General features: G+C 61.9%; 22 protein-coding genes. 16 read left to right on the top strand and 6 right to left on the bottom strand.

Going from position 1 to position 20,417, the window contains the following annotated elements; genetic code table 11:
• Positions 1-432: 432 nt before the first annotated feature.
• On the bottom strand, positions 433-2,031 hold the full coding sequence (locus tag ACHMXB_RS06470) for an ABC-F family ATP-binding cassette domain-containing protein (RefSeq protein ID WP_102973571.1): 1,599 nt from the start codon (positions 2,029-2,031) through the stop codon (positions 433-435).
• 315 nt (positions 2,032-2,346) lie between these two features.
• On the opposite strand from ACHMXB_RS06470, the gene ACHMXB_RS06465 reads away from it, so the two are divergent.
• The 4 genes from ACHMXB_RS06465 to ACHMXB_RS06450 all read left to right on the top strand — a co-directional run bounded on the left by ACHMXB_RS06465 (position 2,347) and on the right by ACHMXB_RS06450 (position 5,782).
• Positions 2,347-3,051 carry a biotin transporter BioY gene (locus ACHMXB_RS06465; RefSeq protein WP_395403791.1) on the top strand — a complete coding sequence of 235 codons (705 nt, stop codon included), beginning with the start codon at positions 2,347-2,349 and terminating at the stop codon, positions 3,049-3,051.
• Positions 3,048-3,773 carry an energy-coupling factor ABC transporter ATP-binding protein gene (locus tag ACHMXB_RS06460; protein WP_395403789.1) on the top strand — a complete coding sequence of 242 codons (726 nt, stop codon included), beginning with the start codon at positions 3,048-3,050 and terminating at the stop codon, positions 3,771-3,773. The genes ACHMXB_RS06465 and ACHMXB_RS06460 overlap by 4 nt, the downstream gene beginning before the upstream one ends.
• Positions 3,770-4,393 (top strand): energy-coupling factor transporter transmembrane component T family protein, encoded by a 624-nt coding sequence (locus ACHMXB_RS06455; protein WP_395403787.1) that lies wholly within the window; start codon positions 3,770-3,772, stop codon positions 4,391-4,393. Before ACHMXB_RS06460 ends, ACHMXB_RS06455 begins: the two co-directional genes overlap by 4 nt.
• Before the next feature lie 171 nt (positions 4,394-4,564).
• Entirely contained in the window at positions 4,565-5,782 is a 1,218-nt protein-coding gene (locus ACHMXB_RS06450) for a multidrug effflux MFS transporter (RefSeq protein WP_395403785.1), read from the top strand.
• Between the two features lie 69 nt (positions 5,783-5,851).
• Here ACHMXB_RS06450 and ACHMXB_RS06445 read toward each other — a convergent pair whose 3' ends face one another.
• Both ACHMXB_RS06445 and ACHMXB_RS06440 read right to left on the bottom strand, forming a co-directional pair.
• The gene (locus tag ACHMXB_RS06445) at positions 5,852-6,451 is read right to left on the bottom strand and encodes a recombinase family protein (protein ID WP_395403783.1); all 600 of its coding nucleotides are present in this window, start codon (positions 6,449-6,451) and stop codon (positions 5,852-5,854) included.
• 1,307 nt (positions 6,452-7,758) lie between these two features.
• Positions 7,759-8,211 (bottom strand): hypothetical protein, encoded by a 453-nt coding sequence (locus ACHMXB_RS06440; RefSeq protein WP_395403781.1) that lies wholly within the window; start codon positions 8,209-8,211, stop codon positions 7,759-7,761.
• 638 nt (positions 8,212-8,849) lie between these two features.
• Here ACHMXB_RS06440 and ACHMXB_RS06435 point away from each other — a divergent pair.
• The 8 genes from ACHMXB_RS06435 (at position 8,850) to ACHMXB_RS06400 (ending at position 14,613) form a co-directional block, all read left to right on the top strand.
• Positions 8,850-9,002 (top strand): hypothetical protein, encoded by a 153-nt coding sequence (locus ACHMXB_RS06435; protein ID WP_395403779.1) that lies wholly within the window; start codon positions 8,850-8,852, stop codon positions 9,000-9,002.
• A gap of 113 nt (positions 9,003-9,115) precedes the next feature.
• Positions 9,116-9,520 (top strand): VOC family protein, encoded by a 405-nt coding sequence (locus ACHMXB_RS06430; protein ID WP_395403777.1) that lies wholly within the window; start codon positions 9,116-9,118, stop codon positions 9,518-9,520.
• 220 nt (positions 9,521-9,740) lie between these two features.
• Complete coding sequence (locus ACHMXB_RS06425; RefSeq protein WP_395403775.1) at positions 9,741-11,006, top strand: histidine kinase; 1,266 nt, start codon at positions 9,741-9,743, stop codon at positions 11,004-11,006.
• A complete protein-coding gene (locus ACHMXB_RS06420; protein WP_395403773.1) occupies positions 11,003-11,659 on the top strand; it encodes a response regulator in 657 nt (218 codons plus the stop codon). Before ACHMXB_RS06425 ends, ACHMXB_RS06420 begins: the two co-directional genes overlap by 4 nt.
• Before the next feature lie 83 nt (positions 11,660-11,742).
• Complete coding sequence (locus tag ACHMXB_RS06415) at positions 11,743-12,612, top strand: hypothetical protein (RefSeq protein WP_395403771.1); 870 nt, start codon at positions 11,743-11,745, stop codon at positions 12,610-12,612.
• Between the two features lie 825 nt (positions 12,613-13,437).
• Complete coding sequence (locus ACHMXB_RS06410) at positions 13,438-13,716, top strand: putative quinol monooxygenase (RefSeq protein ID WP_395403769.1); 279 nt, start codon at positions 13,438-13,440, stop codon at positions 13,714-13,716.
• A gap of 61 nt (positions 13,717-13,777) precedes the next feature.
• On the top strand, positions 13,778-14,050 hold the full coding sequence (locus tag ACHMXB_RS06405) for a DNA gyrase subunit A (protein WP_395403767.1): 273 nt from the start codon (positions 13,778-13,780) through the stop codon (positions 14,048-14,050).
• Positions 14,051-14,391: 341 nt separating this feature from the next.
• Positions 14,392-14,613 (top strand): hypothetical protein, encoded by a 222-nt coding sequence (locus tag ACHMXB_RS06400; protein WP_395403765.1) that lies wholly within the window; start codon positions 14,392-14,394, stop codon positions 14,611-14,613.
• A gap of 190 nt (positions 14,614-14,803) precedes the next feature.
• On the opposite strand, the gene ACHMXB_RS06395 is transcribed toward ACHMXB_RS06400, so the two are convergent.
• Entirely contained in the window at positions 14,804-15,436 is a 633-nt protein-coding gene (locus tag ACHMXB_RS06395; RefSeq protein WP_395403763.1) for a hypothetical protein, read from the bottom strand.
• Positions 15,437-15,585: 149 nt separating this feature from the next.
• Between ACHMXB_RS06395 and ACHMXB_RS06390 the strand changes: the two genes are divergently transcribed.
• The gene (locus ACHMXB_RS06390; RefSeq protein WP_395403761.1) at positions 15,586-16,734 is read left to right on the top strand and encodes a DUF6226 family protein; all 1,149 of its coding nucleotides are present in this window, start codon (positions 15,586-15,588) and stop codon (positions 16,732-16,734) included.
• 65 nt (positions 16,735-16,799) lie between these two features.
• Positions 16,800-17,252 (top strand): DUF6278 family protein, encoded by a 453-nt coding sequence (locus tag ACHMXB_RS06385; protein ID WP_395403759.1) that lies wholly within the window; start codon positions 16,800-16,802, stop codon positions 17,250-17,252.
• Positions 17,253-17,284: 32 nt separating this feature from the next.
• Here ACHMXB_RS06385 and ACHMXB_RS06380 read toward each other — a convergent pair whose 3' ends face one another.
• A complete protein-coding gene (locus ACHMXB_RS06380) occupies positions 17,285-17,527 on the bottom strand; it encodes a hypothetical protein (RefSeq protein WP_395403757.1) in 243 nt (80 codons plus the stop codon).
• Positions 17,528-17,864: 337 nt separating this feature from the next.
• Positions 17,865-18,311, bottom strand: coding sequence for a nuclease-related domain-containing protein (locus ACHMXB_RS06375; protein ID WP_395403755.1), 447 nt, complete (start codon positions 18,309-18,311; stop codon positions 17,865-17,867).
• Positions 18,312-18,906: 595 nt separating this feature from the next.
• Between ACHMXB_RS06375 and ACHMXB_RS06370 the strand changes: the two genes are divergently transcribed.
• Positions 18,907-19,470, top strand: a complete 564-nt coding sequence (locus ACHMXB_RS06370) for a dihydrofolate reductase family protein (protein ID WP_395403753.1) — start codon at positions 18,907-18,909, stop codon at positions 19,468-19,470.
• A gap of 269 nt (positions 19,471-19,739) precedes the next feature.
• On the top strand, positions 19,740-20,135 hold the full coding sequence (locus ACHMXB_RS06365; protein ID WP_395403751.1) for a T6SS immunity protein Tdi1 domain-containing protein: 396 nt from the start codon (positions 19,740-19,742) through the stop codon (positions 20,133-20,135).
• Positions 20,136-20,417: the final 282 nt, after the last annotated feature.

Below are 20,417 nucleotides of genomic sequence, written 5' to 3'. Positions count from 1 at the left end.
AACGTCAACAGGAACGCTTTCAAGGGCGTTAGCACCAACAGAAACCGGCTCAAAAGCCAACCCACCGGCACCGGGCCGTCCGGCCCGGTCCTGCAGTGAACCCCCCAACGGCTTCCATGAAAACATTCTGGTGAGGGGGTACGACATTATTAGCCACGGTCTCGGGAGACACTCCCCGGAGTCCGGCCCCGCCGCCGTCGGGCAACCGGCCTACTGAAGTGCCGCCGCCGGAAACGACACCGCTGAGCCGGCCACCGCCGTCGTTCCCTGCGACGGAAGCCAACCCACCGGCACCGGACTCTATGGCCCGGTGATCGGTAAATCCCCCAATGGCTTCCATAGAACCAGTCTCGTGAGGGGGTCTGACATTGAAGGACCTCGAGCGAGGCTGGGCAGACACTTCTGCATGCTGGCGGCAGAACCGCGGCGAAATTAGGCCAGCGTGATGAGGTCCAGGTAGTCCTCGTTCCAAAGGTCCTCAACGCCGTCGGGCAGCAGCACCACACGCTCCGGGTTGAGGGCCTCCACGGCGCCTTCGTCGTGGCTGACCAGGACGACGGCGCCGGTGTAGTTGCGCAGTGCGCCCAGGATTTCGGCGCGGCTGGCGGGGTCGAGGTTGTTGGTGGGTTCGTCGAGGAGAAGAACGTTCGCGCTGGAGGCCACGATGGTTGCCAGGGCGAGACGGGTCTTCTCACCGCCGGAGAGCACGCCGGCGGGCTTGTCGACGTCGTCGCCGGAGAACAGGAACGAGCCCAGGATGCCGCGGACCTCGGCGTCCTTCATGTCGGGGGCGGAGGAACGCATGTTCTCGAGGACGGTGCGGTCGACGTCGAGGGTTTCGTGCTCCTGGGCGTAGTAGCCCACCTTGAGCCCGTGCCCCGGCACAATGTCGCCGGTGTCGGGGCGGTCCACTCCGGCGAGCATACGCAGGAGGGTGGTCTTGCCGGCACCGTTGAGGCCGAGGATGACCACCTTGGAGCCGCGGTCGATGGCGAGGTCCACGTCGGTGAAGATTTCCAGCGAGCCGTAGGACTTGCTGAGGCCCTCTGCCGTCAGCGGGGTCTTGCCGCAAGGGGACGGATCCGGGAAGCGGAGAGCGGCCACGCGGTCGTTTTCGCGCACTGCTTCGAGCCCGCTGAGCAGCCGCTCTGCGCGCTTGGCCATGTTTTGGGCTGCAACGGCCTTGGTGGCCTTGGCACGCATCTTGTTGGCCTGGTCGAACAGGACCTGGGCTTTCTTTTCCGCGTTGGCGCGTTCCCGCTTGCGGGCGCGTTCGTCTGTTTCGCGCTGTGTCAGGTAGCGCTTCCAGTCCATGTTATAGAAGTCGATCTGGGCACGGTTGGCGTCCAGAAGGAACACCTTGTTGACGGTGGCTTCGAGCAGCTCGGTGTCGTGGCTGATCACGATCAGTCCGCCCTGGTGGTTCTTGAGGAAGTCACGGAGCCACGCGATGGAATCGGCGTCGAGGTGGTTGGTGGGCTCATCGAGGAGCATGGTCTCGGCGTCCGAGTACAGGATGCGCGCGAGCTCCACGCGGCGCCGCTGACCGCCGGACAGGGTCTTGAGGGGCTGGTTCAGCAGGCGGTCCGGCAGGGCAAGGTTCGAGCAAATGGCTGCCGCCTCGGCTTCGGCAGCATAGCCGCCGGCGGCCAGGAACTCGGATTCGAGCCGGTCGTAGCGGTTCATTGCCTTACGCTGCACCGCGGCGTCCTCGCTGGCCATCTCGTCGTGGGCCTTCTTCAGCTTGCCGACGACGATGTCCAGGCCGCGGGCGGACAGGATCCTGTCCCGCGCCAGCTGCTCCATGTCCGGTGTCCGGGGGTCCTGGGGAAGGTACCCGATCTCGCCGCTGCGGGTCACCTTGCCGGCGGCAGGCAGGCCCTCGCCTGCAAGGACGCGGGTCAGTGTGGTCTTTCCGGCACCGTTGCGGCCCACGAGGCCGATCTTGTCGCCCTTGTCGATCCGGAAGCTCACCTGGTCCATGAGCAGGCGGGCGCCGGCGCGCAGTTCAAGATCCTGAACGGTAATCAAAGCAGGTAAGGCCTTTCACAACAGGGAAGCCGCAGCACGGCCGGTTGCATGCCGCACGGCGAAAACTTTGGAACGCCGGGGATGCCGGCCGTGAGAACGGCCCGTTCAAGTCTACCGGCCAGCGCAACCCTGCCAGAACACGCCTTCCGCGCCCGGGAGGAGCGGCCTCCCTGATCCCGAGGAGCGGACTATTTGTGCCCAGCACCAGACCCCGGGCAGCCACTCTTGTAGAAGACCAACAAAATGCGGCTACTACCGGGCCAGTAACGTCGAGACGAGCTGATAATTGTTTGTACCCCCTCGACAGGACCTCCTATGACCCAGACCCATTCCGCCAGCGCCCTGCAGCCGGCAAAGCGCCGCCGCTGGAACGCCACCGACCTCGGACTCATCGCAGTCTTCGCCGCACTGGTGGCGGCGTCTGCCCTGGTTGCGGCCATCCCGGTGGGCGGCCTCGGCGTCCCCATCACGCTCCAGACTCTCGCCGTCATGCTGACCGGCCTTGCCCTCGGTGCCGGCCGCGCGTTTGCCGCCGTCGGACTGTACACCCTGCTCGGCCTTGCCGGGCTGCCCATCTTCAGCGGCGGACGCAGTGGCCTGGGCATCCTGGCCGGCCCGTCCGCCGGCTACATCATCGCGTTCCCCCTTGCCGCCGCAGCGGTGGGCTGGCTGGCCGCCGTCGTGATCCGCCGCACGCTGAAGTTCCGTGCCGTGCTGCTGTTTGTGTCGGCGATGGCCACCAGCATTGTGCTGGTCCACGGCCTTGGCATCGCCGGCATGATGATCAACGCCAAGCTGGACTTCTCCAAGGCGTTCCTCGCCGACCTCCCCTTCTATCCAGGCGACATCATCAAGAACGTCCTCGCCGTTACCGTGGCCATGGCCCTGCACAAGGCCTTCCCCGACCTGCTGGTCCGCCGCGTCCGGCAGCTCCCGCAGAAGGCCGCAGCACCGAACGCCGCGATGCCGGAAGCGTCCGCACCGGAATCCACCACACCGGAAGCCTCCGCACAGCAGTGAGCACCATCTCCCTCAGGAACACGGGGGTCAGCGTGGCCGTTGACGGCCGCCCTGACCCCAAGGTTCTGCTGCAGGACATTTCGCTGGAACTCACCGAGGAACGGATCGGTGTCATTGGGGCCAACGGTTCCGGCAAGTCGACGCTGCTCCGCCTGCTCAACGGCCTCGTGGTTCCCAGCGAAGGGACAGTAACCGTCGACGGGGCCGACACGGTCCGGAACGTGCGGGCCGTGCGCCAGCAGGTGGGCTTCGTCTTCACCGATCCCCTCTCGCAGCTGGTCATGCCCACCGGGCGCGAGGACGTGGAGCTCTCGCTCCGGCGCTCGGTGCGGAGCGGGAAGGAACGCCGGGAGCAGGCCACCGCAGCGCTGAACCGTTTCGGGCTCCTGCCCCTGGCTGACCAGAGCATCTACGAACTCTCCGGCGGGGAACGGCAGCTCCTTGCCCTGGCGTCCGTGCTGGCGGTCGATCCCGAAGTGCTCGTGCTGGACGAGCCCTCCACGCTCCTGGACCTCCGGAACCGCGAGCTGCTGCGCCGCACCCTCGCCGGCCTGAGCCAGCAGATCGTGATGTCCACCCATGACCTGGAGCTGGCGCTGGACATGGACCGGGTTCTGGTGGTCGAGTCCGGACGGATAGCGTACGACGGCGGTGCTGCCGCCGCCGTCGAGCATTACCGCTCGCTTTCTGCGCGGAGCCTCTCAGGCGGGGAATCCCGGTGAGGGGCCACGGCTTCCTGCTCGCCAACTACGTGCCGGGCACGTCCCTGATCCACCGCATGCCGCTGTGGGTGAAGTTCCTGCTCGTCCTGGCCTGCGGAATGGCCTCATTCCTGATCGTCGACTGGCGGCTGGCCGCCGCAGCCCTCGCCGTGCTCTGCGGACTGTTCCTGCTCAGCGGCGCCGGGCCCATGCGCCTCTTCCGCGCAGTACGGCCGCTGCTCCCCATCCTGCTGATCATCGGCGCCTTCCAGTGGTGGCAGCTGGGCGGGCCTGTTGCCGCGCGGATTGTGCTGAACATCCTGCTGTGCGTCGTGGCGGCGTCCTTGCTGACCGCCACCACGCCGCTGCACCGGCTGCTCGACGGCGTCGTTTCCCTGGCCCGCCCGTTCCGGCGCTTCGGCGCTGACCCCGAGCGGTTTGCCCTGACCATCGCCATCATGCTGCGCAGCATCCCGTTCATCGCGGGGGCCTTTTCGGATGTCCGGGACTCGGCACGAGCCCGCGGACTGGAACGCAACCCCCGGGCGCTGGTCCTGCCGGTGTTCATCACCACCGTTGCGTATGCCCGCCACACGGGCGAGGCGCTGGCCGCCCGCGGATTGGGCGAGCCGGAGGACTGAGGGCTGAAACGCCCGGGACCGCTTCCGGGAGCGGCAAGGCGCATGGGAGGTCCTCCTGGAAGGGGTACCAGCAGGGACTCCCCCAGCGTTGCAGAGGCTGGTTAGGTGGAACCGCACCCAACTCCCGCCGTCGAACTTGCGGCGGCCCCTTACCCCCTGAACGGAGGCAGCGTGACTGTGACCGACGCTCCGGTGACCACGCGTGAACAGGCAGTCGGACGGCCGCTGGCCATGGTCCTTGGTCTGCTGACCATCTTCGGTCCCATTTCCATGGACCTGTACCTGCCAGTCCTGCCGGCACTGACGGCGGAACTGCGGAGTTCCACATCCACGGCGCAGCTGACCATCACTGCCTGCCTGCTCGGCCTGGCCATCGGCCAGGTCATTGCGGGTCCGCTGTCGGACCGTTTCGGCCGCCGGCTCCCCCTGCTCATCGGCGTCGCCGCCTACACGCTGACGTCCGTTCTCTGTGCCGTCAGCCCGACCGTTGAAACGCTGATCGCCGCCAGGTTCGTCCAAGGTCTGGCCGGGGCGGTAGGAATCGTAATTGCACAGGCAGCCGGGCGGGACGTATACGAGGGTGCCAAACTCCTGCGCTACTACGGCCGCCTGACCGTGCTCGGCGGCCTGGCAGCCATCGTTGGTCCGGTCATCGGCGGCCAGCTCGCCACCGTCACAGACTGGCGCGGCGTCTTTCTGTTCCTCGCGGCCGTTGGCGTGGCCATTCTGGTTGCTTGCATCGTGATCTTCAAGGAGACGCTTCCGCTTTCGCGGCGGTCGGCAGGCGGGTTTTTCCATACGCTCCAGGACTTCCGGCGCCTGCTCGCGGACCGCGTTTTCGTCGGCGCCGTGCTGATCACTGGGTTTACGTACTCGGCGATCTTCGCCTACCTCAGCGGCGCCACCTTCGTCCTGCAGGGCATCTACGGGCTCTCGCCGCAGGGCTACTCGTTCGCTTTCGGCCTGAATTCGCTGGGGTTCATGACCTTTGGCTTCCTCGGCGGCCGGCTGGCCGAACGCTGGTCCGAGAAGGCTACGATGGTGATCGGACTGGCCATGGCCACTGCCGGTTCCCTTGGCCTACTGACCACCGCGCTCCTGCACCTGCCGCTGATTGCCGTCATCCTTTCCCTCTTCACCATGGTTGGCGGCGTGGCGGCGGCCAGCCCGCCCGCAACCTCCCTGGCGCTGAAGGGCTACCCAGACATCGCCGGCACCGCGTCGTCTCTGCTCGGCCTGGCCAGGTTCGCCTTCGGCGGCGTTGCGGCTCCGCTGGTGGGTATCGGCGGGGCGGACAACGCCCTCCCGTTCGGGATCGTCACGGTGGTGTCCGTCGCGGCGGCAGCGGCCTGCCTTGGGCTGATTAGGACGCGCACGACGACGGGATGAACGGGCCTGTTCACGTTAGCGGGGTTCGCTTTGGCTTCTTCAAGTTTTGGTGGGCCAGCTATGCGACTGTCAGGAGCCGGCCTTCTTTTCAGCCCTCTGGCGCGCGCGTTCGAGCGCACGATAGACGGTGGAGCGTCCAACGGAAAACAGTTCGGCCAGCTCATACATGGTGTGTTCGCCAGCGTCATGCAGCTGAACTAGGAGTGCTTCCTGTCTGGCCGACAGCTTGGGCTGTTTCCCACGCAGCCGCCCCTTGGCTTTGGCTATCTTCATGCCCTCCCGCGTTCGAGCCCGAATGAGATCGCCCTCGAACTCAGCAACCATGGCCAGGACGTTGAAGAGCAGCTTGCCTATGGGGTCCGCGGGATCATGTAACGAACCATTGATGCTTAGCTTCACTCCGCGCGCCGCGAGGTCGTCGGCGATCTGATGCGCGTCCCGGACGGACCGGGCCAGCCGGTCGAGTTTCGTCACCATGAAGGTGTCGCCGCTGCGGCACGCAGCCAGCGCTTCACGCAGGCCTGGACGGTTCGTGTTAGTGCCAGTGAGACCATGATCGACGTAGATACGATCATCCTCGACCCCCATGGCCGCCAAGGCATCCCGTTGGACGGTGAGGTCTTGTTCATCGGTGGAAACCCTTGCGTAGCCAACCTTTATTTCACCCATGAACAGGAGTGTCCGCCATAGGCGTAGCAGTGCGCCATATAGGAGCCCGTCACCGGACTTTTCATCGGACCGGCCCTGCGGGACGGTCGCCCCGAGCTGAATGCAATACTGCAGATCGAATGGCGGGGCGTCCGGTGAATGACCGGCTTACGGGACGTTTTACGGGCTGCCCTCTTTCGGACTGTGGCAGTCAAGATAGTGCGACGATAATCCCTTCCCCGGTTCAGTTTTGGTGATCCCGAAAGAGGCGTAGGGTAGCCATAAATTTTGGAAGGTCAGGCAAAGCGAATGAACCAGCCGACAATCGAACCGACACCTCGTAGCCGGTTAGAGAAGAGTTCTGACTCTAGTATCTTGACCTTCGTACCTTCACTGCTGGTCATAACGACGGTGGCGAATCCCCTGATACAGGAACTAGGTTTTTGGCTGGGCTTTGCCGTCGCTATCGCGATCAGTGCGACCCTCACAGTAGTCCTCTCGTTGCCCCTAATTTCAGCCAAAAAACGGCGGGTAGCACTGGACGCAGACCAAGGAATTTTCGAGTGCGCACATCGCGAGAAGGGATCAGTGCTTAAAGGGAGGTGGGCGCAGGGGTACGCAAAGGCAGAACCGAACAGAGTCCTTTTTCAAGCAAAGACCGGCTTAACCGGCCCTGCAACTGGACCGGTTGAAGTGTATTCGACGCCAACTCCCGCATCTGAACCCAGAAAGGCATGTGGGGAGTATTCCCAAGGGGAAGAATTATCGCGCTGAACACCGACAAAGGTGTCATCGAGCTCGCCGCCACTCCCGCAAGCCTGCTTCTGCTCAAAGAACGCTCTCGAGGAGAAGTCTCCTAGCAACAACGGTCTAAATCTCCGGTAGCGGTTCGGCTTAGGGCAGCCACCGGACCACTCTTGCAGCCCGAGCCGTCAGTTGACCTTAGTCGTCGTCCCATTCATCGCGCAGCGACTTGCGCAGCACGTCCACCTGCACGGCTAGCGCCCCGAGCAATTCCTCACGACTGAGTCGATTAGTGGTTCGGTATGACCACGCAACGTCGCCGTCTCGGTCTAGGACTTTGAGGAGGATGAAGGCCTCCAGCACAGTCTCCCCTGGCTCGAGGGCATGCACTTTCGAGCCCGTTGAGTACTTGCTCGACGGGTACTCTTTGTTCTCCCTCAGCCGGGGCTCCTGAATGACTTCCCATGAAGGGAAAGACTACACGCGGAAACGAAGGGGTCTCGCGTTGAAAACCCGTCCCCGTAAGGGTCAGCTTGTGGACGGTGGAGGGTCCTTCTGGTCGATCGCTTTGAGGCGCCGAGGTGCTAGTCAGCCCAGCGTTCCCAATAGTCATCCGCTGCCTGCAGGAATCGCCGTCGACGGGTTTGTTCTCCGAAAAGGGGAAGGTTTTCCGGCCTGCCTAGGAAACCTGATGCATTGTTACCAGGAGTGAAGCTGACCGCAAACAAGAATACGATGGCGAGCACGGGTGCGAAGCTCAGTAGCGCGAAGACCAGACCGTACCCCGGCCCGGGTGCTTGCCGGCGCCGGGTCCGTAGCTGGAAGCCGCCAAGAAAGGTGCCCAGGGTGGTTCCTCGGGCGTAAAGCGCACCATTCGTTATCAGCGCTAAAAGCACCATAGCGACGGCAATCGTGCCCTGGTGTGCTGGCAGGAGAAAGAACAATGCAAGCGCTGGTCCCCAGACCAGGAGTGAATCCACGAGCAGCGCGAACAGGAGTGAAGGCCAGTCCACGATCACAGGTTCAGGGGTTTCCACAAGCTGATTCTGCCATGCGCCATGGACAACGCTGCTTCAAGCGGACGCAGACGCAAGCGTTGTCCAAAAGGTGCCACTCAACGTTAGGCATCGGGATCTAGGCTGGCAGCTCAGGATAGCCTGCCGCCACGCGGGATCCTTCGATCTTCCGGAGTATGCTCAGGCCATGCTGCGAGCTCAGGAAGGGGCCAGGAGGACGACATACCAGTGGATCATGGGTATCAGTGTTCTTCCCTTTGCCTTAGGGAGCTGCGCAGTGGGCCCTGGTGATGCAGGCCTCACTTCCGGCACATCGGACCGGTGGATAGTAGGCGTATCCGGCCCGCGGAGCGGCGTGATCGACCCATGCTTGGAAGACCCGATTATCGAAGAGTCAATTCAAAGCGCAAACCTGCCATCCACGCACTTGAGCATCAAACTTCGCGAAGCGGCGACAAAAGAAGACGCTGACCGAATTGCAGACTGCCTTCGGCGCGGCTTGAAGAGCGGCGATGTGTCGATTACTAGCCCCAGAAATTGAGGCAGTCCTCAGGCTTAGTACCCTCCAGCAATCCCCTAAACGGCTTGAGAATTGGGGTCGGCAGAGTGACTCTGAGCGCCGGCCCAGCGAAACGGAACTGATACCAGGAGGGGGAATCATGCTCCACGAAGACACCGGACAGGAGGATCCTGAACACAGGAAAGACTCGCTGTTGCAGCGAGTGTGCTTGTTCTTCCTCGTCTACCCCGAACTGCTAGTCATCCTCGTGGTCGTCATCATCGCTCTCGTCGGCCTTGCTGTGTCCGGATGAATGCCCATCGGGCGTCTCGCAGAAGGTTCCTCCAATCGGTCATTTATGGGAACGAGGGACTGGACCCTAAGCGCGGTGGCTTACCGGCTCTGGATGCATGAAAGACTCACAACGTGAACGATGACTCCAAAGGCGCCCTGCACCATATTGAGCTGTGGGTACCTAACCTCAAACGGGCCAAAGATGAATGGGGCTGGATCCTGTCCCGCTTGGGATACGAGAATTATCAGAATTGGGGCAGCGGAATCAGCTGGCGGTTGGGTCCCACCTACATAGTTGTTGAAGAATCACCGGACCTAAGCAGCCGACAACATCAGCGCACTGCGCCCGGGCTGAATCACCTGGCGTTCAAAGCCGGGAGCCGAGACTGTCTAGACGCTCTGGCTGAAGAGAGCGCGCATCACGGCTGGAACCCTTTGTTCAAGGACAAGTACCCGAACGCTGGCGGACCCGAATACTACGCCGCCTATCTCGTAAACTCCGATGGCTACGAACTAGAACTGGTTGCCACCGCATAGGAACGGCGTCTGGCTTAGGAACGCTCCGCTCGGGGTTCCCCATGGCGAGGCTCGGTTACGCCGAGTTTCAACCCGAAATTCAGGATCGGGCCGGCGCCGAATCGTTCCGTTTCAGAGCTGGGGACGGTTAGTCCTCCTGTAGGTGGAACTTCTTGGTCCTTTGGGAGGAACTCTTCTGAACGGGCCCGGAGAGTAGTGGAGGCCCGTTTAGGGTGAAGTCATGTTCATTTCATTCCGGTCGGTCAGGCTGCTAGCAGCACCTGTTAGCGCCGCTCTGTTGCTTGGGACCCTGTTGGTCCTGGAACAGCGCAGTTTCGACCGGAACACGGCTTTGCTGCTGGCACTTGTCACCGCCGTCGCGGTGGCCGAGTTACTGCCTGCGGCAGGGATTGGCTGTGTTTTCATTGCGCTGCTCTTGCAAACCTTCAAGGTGTTTCCTCTGGTGCTCTTGTCCGGTGTCTTGAGCTATGCCGCTATACCCCTGGTGGTTTTCTTTGCCACGGTTGGCTGGAGAAGCCGTCCTCGGTGGATCCCGCCGGCAGCAGCCGTGGTGTTCGCCGGCATCACGACGGTCAACTGGTTCTCTGATCAGACCTGGATCAGTTTCGTCTTCGGCAATCAGATCTACGGTCGCGGGACACTCCGTACTGCCGCATATGCCTTCCTGATCTTCGGGGCTTTCGCTGCATTGAATCTTGCCGGGTGGGCAGCTGGCCATGCGATGAACAATGCCTCAAGGAGCCGGAAGGCACAGCTGGCGGCGGAGTACCGGCTGCGGGAGGCCGCTACTGAACTTGTCCTGGAAAAAGAACGCAACCGGATCGCCAGGGAACTTCACGATGTCCTGGCCCATTCCCTGACCGTTGTGGTGGCCCAGGCCGACGGCATCCGCTTCATTCACCGCACTGAACCAGAAGCAGTAGAGGAAGCATCAAGAATCATCGCCGATTCAGCCAGGTCTGCCCTTGTGGAAACGCGTCGACTCATCGAAGGCTTCGCCACCGACCTCAGCCATGAGCCCGGGCAACGGGCAGAAGACACAACCGCGCTGGCGGCCCGGCTGACCTCCAGCGGCATGACTGTCGAAATCGACACCTCCGGCTCACCCTGGGACATGACGCCAGCCCAGCATCTGACGATCTACCGGCTGGCACAGGAGAGCCTGACCAACGCCTTCAAACACGGGGACAGGACCAAGGGAGTGCGCCTCGCCTTCGTGTGGCAGTCGGAATCCGTTGAACTGCGGGTCCGCTCCTCGCTCCGGACCGGCGACGCCCATCAGAGCAAGAGCGGCAGCCTTCCGTTGGGCCGGGGGCTGGCAGGTATGAAGGCGCGGGCCGCTGCAGCAGGCGGTTGGGTAGAGACAATCGACGGTGAAGGCACCTTTGAGGTGCTGGCTTTCCTCCCCGCAGCGGAAAAGGCTGAGCCCAGAATCCTGGACGAGCAGGTTTCCGATGGCCGTCCTATGGAAGGAGTAGTGGGATGACGAACGGACCCATACGCATTGTCCTTGCCGACGACCAGCCACTGTTCAGCGCCGGGCTGCAGATGATCCTCCGCAGCCAAGCCGACATCGAGTACGTCGGGGACGCCGTCAACGGAGAAGCCGCGGTCACCCTGGTCCAGGAAACGGAACCGGATGTCGTCCTGATGGACATCCGTATGCCCGTCATGGATGGAATCACTGCCACCAGGAAGATCATGGACGCCTTGCCCCAAGGCTCTCCCAAGGTCATTGTGCTGACCACAATCCAGCATGATGACGCTGTGGTCAGGGCCCTTCAGGCCGGCGCGGCCGGCTTCCTGACCAAAGACACGACACCTGACTTCCTGCTGGCCGCCATCCGCACAGTGCACTCAGGGCATTCAGTCATGGCACCAGCCCTGACGAACGAACTTCTCCGCGACTACACCACGCCCGGGCCCGTCAACCACACCGCCCTGGACGACCTTTCCGGCCGTGAGCGCGACGTCTTCCTGCTCGCCGCCAAAGGCCTGGGAAACGCCGAAATCGCGGGGGAACTGTTCCTCAGCGAAACCACCGTGAAATCCCATGTGGGCAGCATTCTCGCAAAACTCAAGCTCAGGAACAGGATCCAGCTTGTGGCCTTCGCCTACCAGAACCAGCTTCTGCACTAGGCACGCGAAAACCACCACACCCATAGGCCTCGCAGTTAGCGGAGGCCAGCCACCGCATTGGCAAAACAACCTAAGGAGCCATCATGAAACGAAAGATCATCGGGGCCGCTGTACTCGCGACGGGAGCGGCAGCAGCGCTTGCAGCGGCATCCATTCCGGGCGCGTCCGTCACCGCCTCACCGGAACCAGTCTCAGGAATAGTCCGCCAAGCCGAGGCTTATGCCCAGGCGGACCCCACCGCCGAAGCGGGCATGCGTGAAGTCATCCGCGCGTGCATGGCCAGTGCAGGCTTCGACTACACGCCACCGAACACCAACCCGACACTGGACCTCAATGCAGCCATCGGATTCCCGCGGCTAACTGTCGAATCAGCCAAAACCAGCGGCTATGGCATCACCGGACCTCTGGAACCAACACCAGACACGGCCGAGGGGCGGCTGTTCGCTGACCCGGCCTTCGTCAAAGCCCTCAACGGACCAGCAGGCACGGCCCCGGTGACCACGGACCAGGGCACGGGAACGATAGCAGGAGGGTGCCGCGGGCAAGGTATGACCAAGATCTATGGCAGCGTCGAGAACTACATGCTGGCAACCGGCATCGCCTATAACTCATTCTTCCCCGCCACCTTGTCCGTGTCCGGTGACGCCGGACTGGCCAAGGCAGTCCAGAACTGGCAAGCCTGCATGAAGGAAACCGCCTACCCCTCCTTCACCAACCCGCAACAAGCATTAGATGCAGGCAAAGCTGCCGGTGGCCAGGAAGAAATCAGGATCGCCGTGACAGACGCGGTTTGCCGTGATCAGACCGGTTTCCATTCGAGCGTTGATGGCGTTCTGGACAAGTACATCACCACTCGGATGCAGGAACTCGCCCCGCAAATCGAACAAGTAACCCAAATCCGCAAGACCGCGGCAGCAAACGCTGCCAAGCTCACCGCGGCAGCATCAAAATAGCAGGACACCCAAGCCGCCAGCGGCAGCCTGTCAGAATTCGGGGGTGACAGGCCGCCGCTGGCCTTCCGGCACCAGCACAGACCACGGTCGGCTTGCGCGCCTGAATCGTCCCGTTGCAGGTTCGCCAAATTGGACTGCGGATAGCCTGCGCAGCCTCATGGGGTGCTTCCCACTATTCGACGTCCGGCGACCGGGCCGTTGAGCTGAACGTAACCGATGAGGCTCACTTTCTGTGCGGCGCACGGAATACCGAATGGTGCTGAGGACTGCGCGCCCGTGACCGCGATGACGATCTCTGTCGGAGTTTCTTGCAGGTGCACCACAGACGGCACAGCACAGCCAACCTGATCGGCTGAGAGATAGACGCGGTTTGTCTCGTTGTCGATTCTCACCAGGGTCCATGGAACTGTCTCGCCCGTAGCGGGCGAGCTGTCTGTGGTGAGCCTGTTTGAATGTGGCGTGATGGCATGGACGGATGGGCTTGTTTTGGCCGGCGGTGCCGGCGGAACAACCGACGGGGGTAGGCTTCCTCCCGGCTGCGGGCCCTGCCCGATGCTGCACCCAGTCCCCAGTAAAACCACCAAGAACACGGCCGGAGCCAGCGATATAAATTTCCCCATGCCAAGAAGCTACGCACAGTGGAAAAGGCACACTACTGAGTCCGTCCAGTTGGAACTGAAATGAGACGGACCAAGCGTCAATGAATATCTTCCCGTGACGCATCGCGTCGACATGCCGTTCGGCCTTCCTCCGTTGGACCGGCTTGCGGGCTAGCCGTCACCGAGACGATGCGTGACGCCGAAACCGGCCATGTAAGGATGACTTATGAGCAACGTCTTCCTTACTGGGCAACTTGTTTGCAATGGCCAAGAGCAGGTCGCGTTGGTGGAACGGCACCTGCCCCTGCACATCAAGCTGACGCGCGCCGAGCAAGGATGCCTTTTCTTCGAAGTGAACCCCACTCAGAACCCGCTGGTCTGGCAGGTCGATGAGCAATTCCAGGACGCCGCATCGTTCCTTGCACACCAGCAGCGAGTCGCTGAGAGCGAATGGGGCAGGGCAACTGCATCCATCGCTCGACTCTACGAGACTGAGGGGATGTAGCCCGTCCGATCCTCAACCGGACGCAATGCCCCCATGACTTTCGTCGTGCAAGAATCGCCGCATGGATGAGGATGAGCGGCAGACAAGGCAAGAATTGATGATCCTCGATGCCCTGATACAGGCGATGGATCGGCGTGACGAGGTCTTCCAGATAATTGAGGATTCGGAAGAAGTGGACGAAGCAATCCGTCGGGTAGGTTATCTGTTGGGTGTGGGAGAGTTGGGCAGCCGAGCAGTCCTCGGCCTGCAGGCTAGAAGATTCACCAGAGGCCAGCGTCGGGCTCTCGCTTCCCGTGCAGAAGAACTTAGATCAAACTTGCCTGATGGCCGCTGAAGACTTCGTGTACTTGGTCGATCATTGGTTTCTGCATATGTCAGCTTGATTCAAGACCACTAAGACCGCTCGATTCAGGACCACCTTGGATTCAAGCTGAGCACCACCGCCCAGGGTGCCAGCACCAACAGCAACGTCCGGGTAGCATCACCAGCATGACTACCTGCGCCGTGCTGCGGTGTCCTGAGACTTCTACAGACGTTTTCAGGCTGGTCTCCGGTTCTGCCGTAGAGGTACCTATATGTGGCCGGCATAAGGTGGCATTGGAAAGCGGTGCTCGGTGGATGGTTCATGGTGGTACCGTCTCGATGTCTGGAAGTGGCCACGAGGGATCCGAGGGCATGCGTATTCTCATGGGCGGAGACCTCCCTGAATACAACCGGGTCTTCAGCTTCGGCGTTAGCCGCGTCATAGGTGACGAGTTAGGCTTTGCTGTTGAATTGGATATTGGTGCTGGGAACGGTCAGCAGCGTTTTTCGTTCTGGTTGCCGGAGGAAGCCGGCAAGCGCCTTGGTTCCTTTCTGGCCGACCCATCGAGACCACCAGCTCCGCCGGCACCGTAGCAGGTCCTGGCGGCATCGGTCACAAGGAGACCTGCTGGCGCTTAGACGTACAAGCCCCCCATTGCTGATTCGGGTAGCGAAGCTATTCCGGAAGACGTTCGACAAGTGACAGTTAGTGTGCTCGAGGAATGCTTTCCCGCCACTGAGGTTCTCCGAGGTCGGCGGCTCCATTTTGATTAGGTGATGTCAGCTAACTTGCCATCGGGGCAGTGCGAGGTGGCAGCGGGCCGGCAACGGCAAGCAGGGCTTTCTCGTACTCGCCGCCGAACTCTATCCGAGTGATCTTCTTCAGGTGATAGGCGCTCATGTCGCGTTCCCAGCGAGCCTGGCCATCGAGCTCCAATAGCCAGACACGTTTCTTTTCCCAGTCCACGGGGGCTCCGATATAGCACTCGTCCGGCCACTTCACCTCTGTGTACAAACCGACTAGTGTCTGAACGGCAGCCGCGCCAGTGATGATCGTCTGGGGTCCGGACAAGTCGATGGGCCCAGATGGCCCGGCCGGCGGCCACTGATCCATCTGCCGCAAAAACTGTGCCTCAAAAGACTTGTCCGGCCGAACCTGCGTTATGTCGGCGACGCGCAGCACGCTGAAGCCGTCTGTGTAGCCGCCATCCCGAGTCTTGGCTAGGAGCATCCAGTGTTGGTCAATCGCGAGAACGTAGCCCCGGATTTGGTCCGCTTTCTTGATGCCACGCTGTATAACGACGTGAGCTTTTTCCTCCAGGGCACGGCACAGTACCGTCTCGGCCGCATCACTTTTTTCACAGGGGAAGCATTTCATATCTGATACCAACCCAGTTTCGACGGGTTTCTTAGACACGGTCTGAGAATCACGACAGGAAACCTGCGGCAGACCCGTTTGGGGTTCCGCCGACAGACCGGTCCCGTGCCGCGTGAGCAATACCTTGGAGTTGTTTGCGCAGGGGCAGCACCGGCTCGAAATCTTGCACACACGGGCTAGGATCGCATATGGGGTCAGCTGAGGAGTTGTTCGAAGGAAAGCCCACCGGATTGCCGGCACCGATGACACGGGGAACGGCGCTCTACCGGGAGGAGTCGGACCCTGTCCCGGCGGTCAGGCATGTTGCAGGCTACGACCAGTTCGTTGAGTTCTGTGTCGGCCGTGGAGTGCAGGCCAAGGAGTTGGCTGCCGATGCCGGTCGTCTCTTTCGGTTCCTGCGCACCACTGGCTCTGAGATTGTGAACGACAGTGCTCTCAAGGCCGCGGCGGCGGTCTTCGCCGGTAACACTCTTGCTCGTCTGAGGCCGGACGCGGTGTGGACCGCTTACGAGGGCGGTGCTCCTACCGTGGGAAACGGGGAGAAGCAGTTCGACGTCGATCGTTTGCTGGATATCCTGCCCAGCGCGGATGACACCGCAGTCCAGGGACTCGTTGCCATGGTAACGGATTGGGCCCAGGAGGAACCGGACGATCCCCCGGCGATGCACCCCCGTCCGGCAGTCCAGCCAGCAGGGCTACCGCCCTACGTCCGGCCGGCCCTGCCGGAGGCCACTTACTATTCCGAAGGCGGTGCCCCCATTCCGTACGGGCGTCGGTGGGGCGATGGGGGCCCTGATTCGGAGTCGTATAGCGTGGACAGCCACCCCGAACGCTTTGCGGGACTGCATCTCGTCGCCCGTGCTCTCATAGGGCACCTGGCTGCCGTGTACAACGTGGAGGTTCACGAGGATCCGGCCCATGCCGCAGAACTGTTGATGGAGGCCCGGGATGTACTGGAGGCTGTGAAGGTCACTCCACGTAGTTCTGGGGCGGCGTCCCTGACGTTTGTGCTGACTGGATACCCGGGCGTTGTGGTGCAAGCCGGGGTGCTGCACGACTTCTCGTTTCCTGTGTGTGGCTGCGATGCATGCGACGAAACTGTTCAGACAACAGCGGACCGGCTGGAGATGCTGGTGCTCTCCGTGGCGGCCGGCGGATATGCCGAGCGCTACCCCGTGGGCAGACGACGTTGGAGCGAATATGCACTGACAGCCTTCGACGGGTCCGGGTCCGAAAGCGGGAAAAGCGAACCTGCTCCCGCCGCCGATCGGCTCCGCGAGGCAGAGATCCGGCTCCGCGGCGTACCGGGCGGGTGGAATCCCTGGCCACTGCGCTAAAGCTGAATTCAGACTCCTGCTCATGCAGTTGGATTCACAGGCGCGACGATAGATAAGGACGACCCATGAACATGCCCGAAGATCCCGACGAGCCTCTGCAGAAACTGCCCCCGGGAATGCCGAGAAGGTACGCAGAATATAAGCCAATCACTTCGGATGCCATGGAACCCCCGCTAACTAACGTCGGCGGATACGAAGGACTCCGCGGTTATTTCCAGCAGCGAGGGCAAACATTCCCGCGCACGGCAGAAAGCCTTGCCACCCTCGATCAAGCGATCAATGATGGGTTGCCGGCCGAGCTTGTCCGCCCCGTTGGGATGTTTTACGGAGATCTACTCACGCACACTGTTCCTGGCGCGCACTGGGAGGTAGTCGAGGCGGGGTACCCACTGGTGCGTGTTACCAGCAAAGTCGCCATCGACGTCGTCCGCATTGCCTTGCGGCGCATGGTCAGCCCGAAACCCACACTCGAGCAAAACTATGCTCAGGTTCTCGAACTCGTCAGGCAAGAACGGTAAAGGGTTCGCCAAACTAGACGCCGATGGTGCGGTTAGAGGGCGTTTCGGTTGGCATTGCATTGAGCAGCATGGACGGTAATGCCGACACTGACAACCAAGCTGAGGAACAAAGCCAGGAACCCGGCAGCAGCGGCGATGAAGTAGGTAGCCGGTTCAGGCACGACATCGACTACCGGTTCCATATAGGCCCAGACGGTGGCACCGGCAGTAACTCCAAGAACCGCAATGAGGCCGGTCAAGACCCACGCTGCAATGGCAAGAACGATCAACTTCATAATTCCCCCAATTCGGGGCTATACCGCAGTTGTTCTAGATCCTAGCCGTGCTGGCGCTCGGCGAGGGCTGCTCGCGCTGCGTGGTCTATTCATCCCCATGAGGATTCGCCAAAGAGATCAGCAATCGGCGGCACACTCAGTGATGCGCACGCCCGGGAACCAGTTGTCCATTCGCCTCCTCAAGCAAGAGGAGGAGGCTCCCCAAACCTCCTTTGACAAATGCGATCGTTCTCACAACATAAAAGGCTGATAAGTAAAAGCCAAAAACGAGAGGAACGCTCCACGCCAGCATGTCCTTGCATGGTTCACTTTCCTTCACTGCAGCATCATCACAGGATCATGCAGACTTGAACCGCGCGGCTACCAACTCACGCATCCTCGCCACATCAACATTGCCGACGGTCTGCTCTATAAGCACATTGCCCAACCGTTTCGGCCAGAGCACGTGAACGCCACGAGTCGAGAACGCGCCCCCGATCAGGGGCCAGTCTGCTTCGATGAAGCACAGCGCCCCGGTGACCGGAACATCCCCGACGAGGTCGCGCACGATGTCGACCTGTTTGAGCACCCCATCGACCAGTTTCGTGCAATCACGGCGCCCAACGAGGAGCTTCTCAACGCGTGGGCGAAGAATGCCACCCTCGATCTTCAGTTCAGGCCGCCCCTTGTACCTCTTGGCATCGATCACCCAGATCCCACCGGCGGTGATGGCGATGTGGTCGATGTTGGCCTTCGAGCCGGGGATTCGTCGGTCGTGAAGGACAGCCAGGCCATCGGCTGCCAAGGCATTTAGCCGAGCGCCGAGACGTTCCTCACCGCGCGCCTCGCTGCCAGGACTTCGTGTGCGGCCGCTCGTCAGAGAGGGCGACTGCGAGACCACCGAAGCGACCCCACGAATCGCGAAGCTTTTCCTCGTCCTTCGCCTTGCGGCGGTCATATTCGCGTCGGGCGGATGATCCGGCTACCGGTCTCAGTGGACAACGACTCATCACACGGTGTTTCCAGGTCGGCAGACGTGGTTTCCGTAGTCTCGGTGGCACACTCCAAGCAGCGGACGGTCTTCGTCTCGCTCTCATAGATTGCTTCTGTCCCGGCCGGAAGAGAGGCGCCGCACAGCTGGCACGCGCCGGCGTACCGGAGCTTCATCTGCTTCATGAGAATGTACTTTGGATCACCGGCATGGACCCATTCTGCTTGTAGATCACGGCGGTGAGGCCGCGGATGCGCTTTGACATGGCGAAAGGTCGGGACTCCGCCCTTTCCGTACGGAGCATCTGCTTGGCGTGGCGGTCAACCGGCCCTCGGTGTGGCCTGACCGACGACGTTTCCGCGCGGTGCTGGTCTGTACAACGAATACCGACTCACGGGAGACTGACGCCATGCGCAACCTGACCTTCGGCATGAACGTGAGCCTGGACGGCTACATCGCCGCGCCCGGCGGCGACCTCGGCTGGAGCGTACCGAGCGACGAACTGTTCCAATGGTGGTCCGACCGGGTGGGTGCGACGGGCCTGGCGCTGTACGGGCGCAAACTGTGGGAGACCATGAGCTCCCACTGGCCGACCGCCGACCAGCAGCCTGGCGCCACACCGGCGCAGATCGAGTTCGCCCGCCGCTGGCGGGACATGCCGAAAGTGGTGTTCTCTTCCACGACCAGCACGGTCGACTGGAATACCCGCCTGGTCACCGGTGACGCGGTCACCGAAATCGCCCGGCTCAAGACCGACGACGGCGGCCCTATGGACATTGGCGGTGCCACACTCGCCGCGGCGGCCATGCGGGCCGGGCTGATCGACCAGTACGCGATCGTCACCCATCCAGTCCTGGTGGGCGGCGGCACGCCGTTCTTCACAGCCCTGGACAACTGGGTGAACCTGAGGCTGGCGGAGACCCGGACGTTTCCCGACGGCGTGCTCCTGACCAGGTACGAGACCAGGCGCTGAGTGCCCGACGTCGAATCAGCGCGGGCTTCTTTGGAGCCACCGGAAATGAGGATGAATGACTGAGGCGTTCACGGCCAGATTGCGCATGACCACCGGTACAGCTAGAGGATCCACTGAACCGAACGGCACAGTGAAGGGACTGATTGACCGGTTGGGCGGATGTACCTTCGAGCGAGGTCTGTATCGCGTCCACGATCCGGTTTCCTCCGTCTTGGCCTCGGGATGGGTGAACGCTGCCTATCCCGAGTTTCAGGGAAAACTAATCTGCTTTGGTTTTGACTGGCTGGGGCGCCAATTCGCTCTGGATCCTTCCCGCGGGTAAGCACCGGATTTTCGAGGTGATCATGCTCGAACCCGGTACCGGTGAAGCTTTGGAAGTCCCGGTGGCATTCTCGGAGTTTCACACCCAAGGGCTTGAGGATTTCTTCGACGCGTGCCTCGCACCGGACTTCTTCGCTGAATGGATGGCGACCGGAAGGCGGGATGTACAGTTCAGCGAATGCATTGGCTACAAGGTGCCTCTTTTCCTTGGCGGTGAAGATTGCGTCCTAAATCTCGAATCGTCAGACATCGAGATCTACTGGTCGCTCATGGGGGATCTGCGACTCGCTACGCGCCATCTCGCTCCCGGAGCCTCAGTGTCCGGGATGGACATTCATGGCTGACCCAGGCCGCCTGCGGTTGGCGTTCCCCTTCGGGTCCATGAGCCGGGGGAAGCCAATCGCCTTGTCATTGGTATTTTTTTCGTTGGTGCTCGCAGGGGTTCTCGTCTGCGTGAGGTTATGGAATGTCCATCAACAAACGTCGGACTGGGTCCTTGCGCCTAAGGAAGTGCCTTCCAAAGTGCAATTTGCCGGCCGCGAATACAACTGCGGTCCCGATGCGAAGCCGGCCGAGCACGATATGACCGGCCTGACCTCCCAGGGTAGGACAGCGGGAGGGGCTGA

Source organism: Arthrobacter sp. UC242_113 (assembly GCF_044054585.1).
Taxonomy (GTDB): Bacteria; Actinomycetota; Actinomycetes; order Actinomycetales; family Micrococcaceae; genus Arthrobacter.
This window is presented reverse-complemented; position numbering and strand designations above follow the sequence as displayed.

Excerpts from the sequence above, each read along its gene's own strand:
- ACHMXB_RS06380 (WP_395403757.1), bottom strand. The coding sequence starts at position 17,527 with ATGAAGTTGATCGTTCTTGCCATTGCAGCGTGGGTCTTGACCGGCCTC.
- ACHMXB_RS06390 (WP_395403761.1), top strand. The coding sequence starts at position 15,586 with ATGGGGTCAGCTGAGGAGTTGTTCGAAGGAAAGCCCACCGGATTGCCG.
- ACHMXB_RS06425 (WP_395403775.1), top strand. The coding sequence starts at position 9,741 with ATGTTCATTTCATTCCGGTCGGTCAGGCTGCTAGCAGCACCTGTTAGC.
- ACHMXB_RS06385 (WP_395403759.1), top strand. The coding sequence starts at position 16,800 with ATGAACATGCCCGAAGATCCCGACGAGCCTCTGCAGAAACTGCCCCCG.
- ACHMXB_RS06410 (WP_395403769.1), top strand. The coding sequence starts at position 13,438 with ATGAGCAACGTCTTCCTTACTGGGCAACTTGTTTGCAATGGCCAAGAG.
- ACHMXB_RS06405 (WP_395403767.1), top strand. The coding sequence starts at position 13,778 with ATGGATGAGGATGAGCGGCAGACAAGGCAAGAATTGATGATCCTCGAT.
- ACHMXB_RS06400 (WP_395403765.1), top strand. The coding sequence starts at position 14,392 with ATGCGTATTCTCATGGGCGGAGACCTCCCTGAATACAACCGGGTCTTC.
- ACHMXB_RS06445 (WP_395403783.1), bottom strand. The coding sequence starts at position 6,451 with ATGGGTGAAATAAAGGTTGGCTACGCAAGGGTTTCCACCGATGAACAA.
- ACHMXB_RS06435 (WP_395403779.1), top strand. The coding sequence starts at position 8,850 with ATGCTCCACGAAGACACCGGACAGGAGGATCCTGAACACAGGAAAGAC.
- ACHMXB_RS06415 (WP_395403771.1), top strand. The coding sequence starts at position 11,743 with ATGAAACGAAAGATCATCGGGGCCGCTGTACTCGCGACGGGAGCGGCA.
- ACHMXB_RS06420 (WP_395403773.1), top strand. The coding sequence starts at position 11,003 with ATGACGAACGGACCCATACGCATTGTCCTTGCCGACGACCAGCCACTG.
- ACHMXB_RS06370 (WP_395403753.1), top strand. The coding sequence starts at position 18,907 with ATGCGCAACCTGACCTTCGGCATGAACGTGAGCCTGGACGGCTACATC.
- ACHMXB_RS06465 (WP_395403791.1), top strand. The coding sequence starts at position 2,347 with ATGACCCAGACCCATTCCGCCAGCGCCCTGCAGCCGGCAAAGCGCCGC.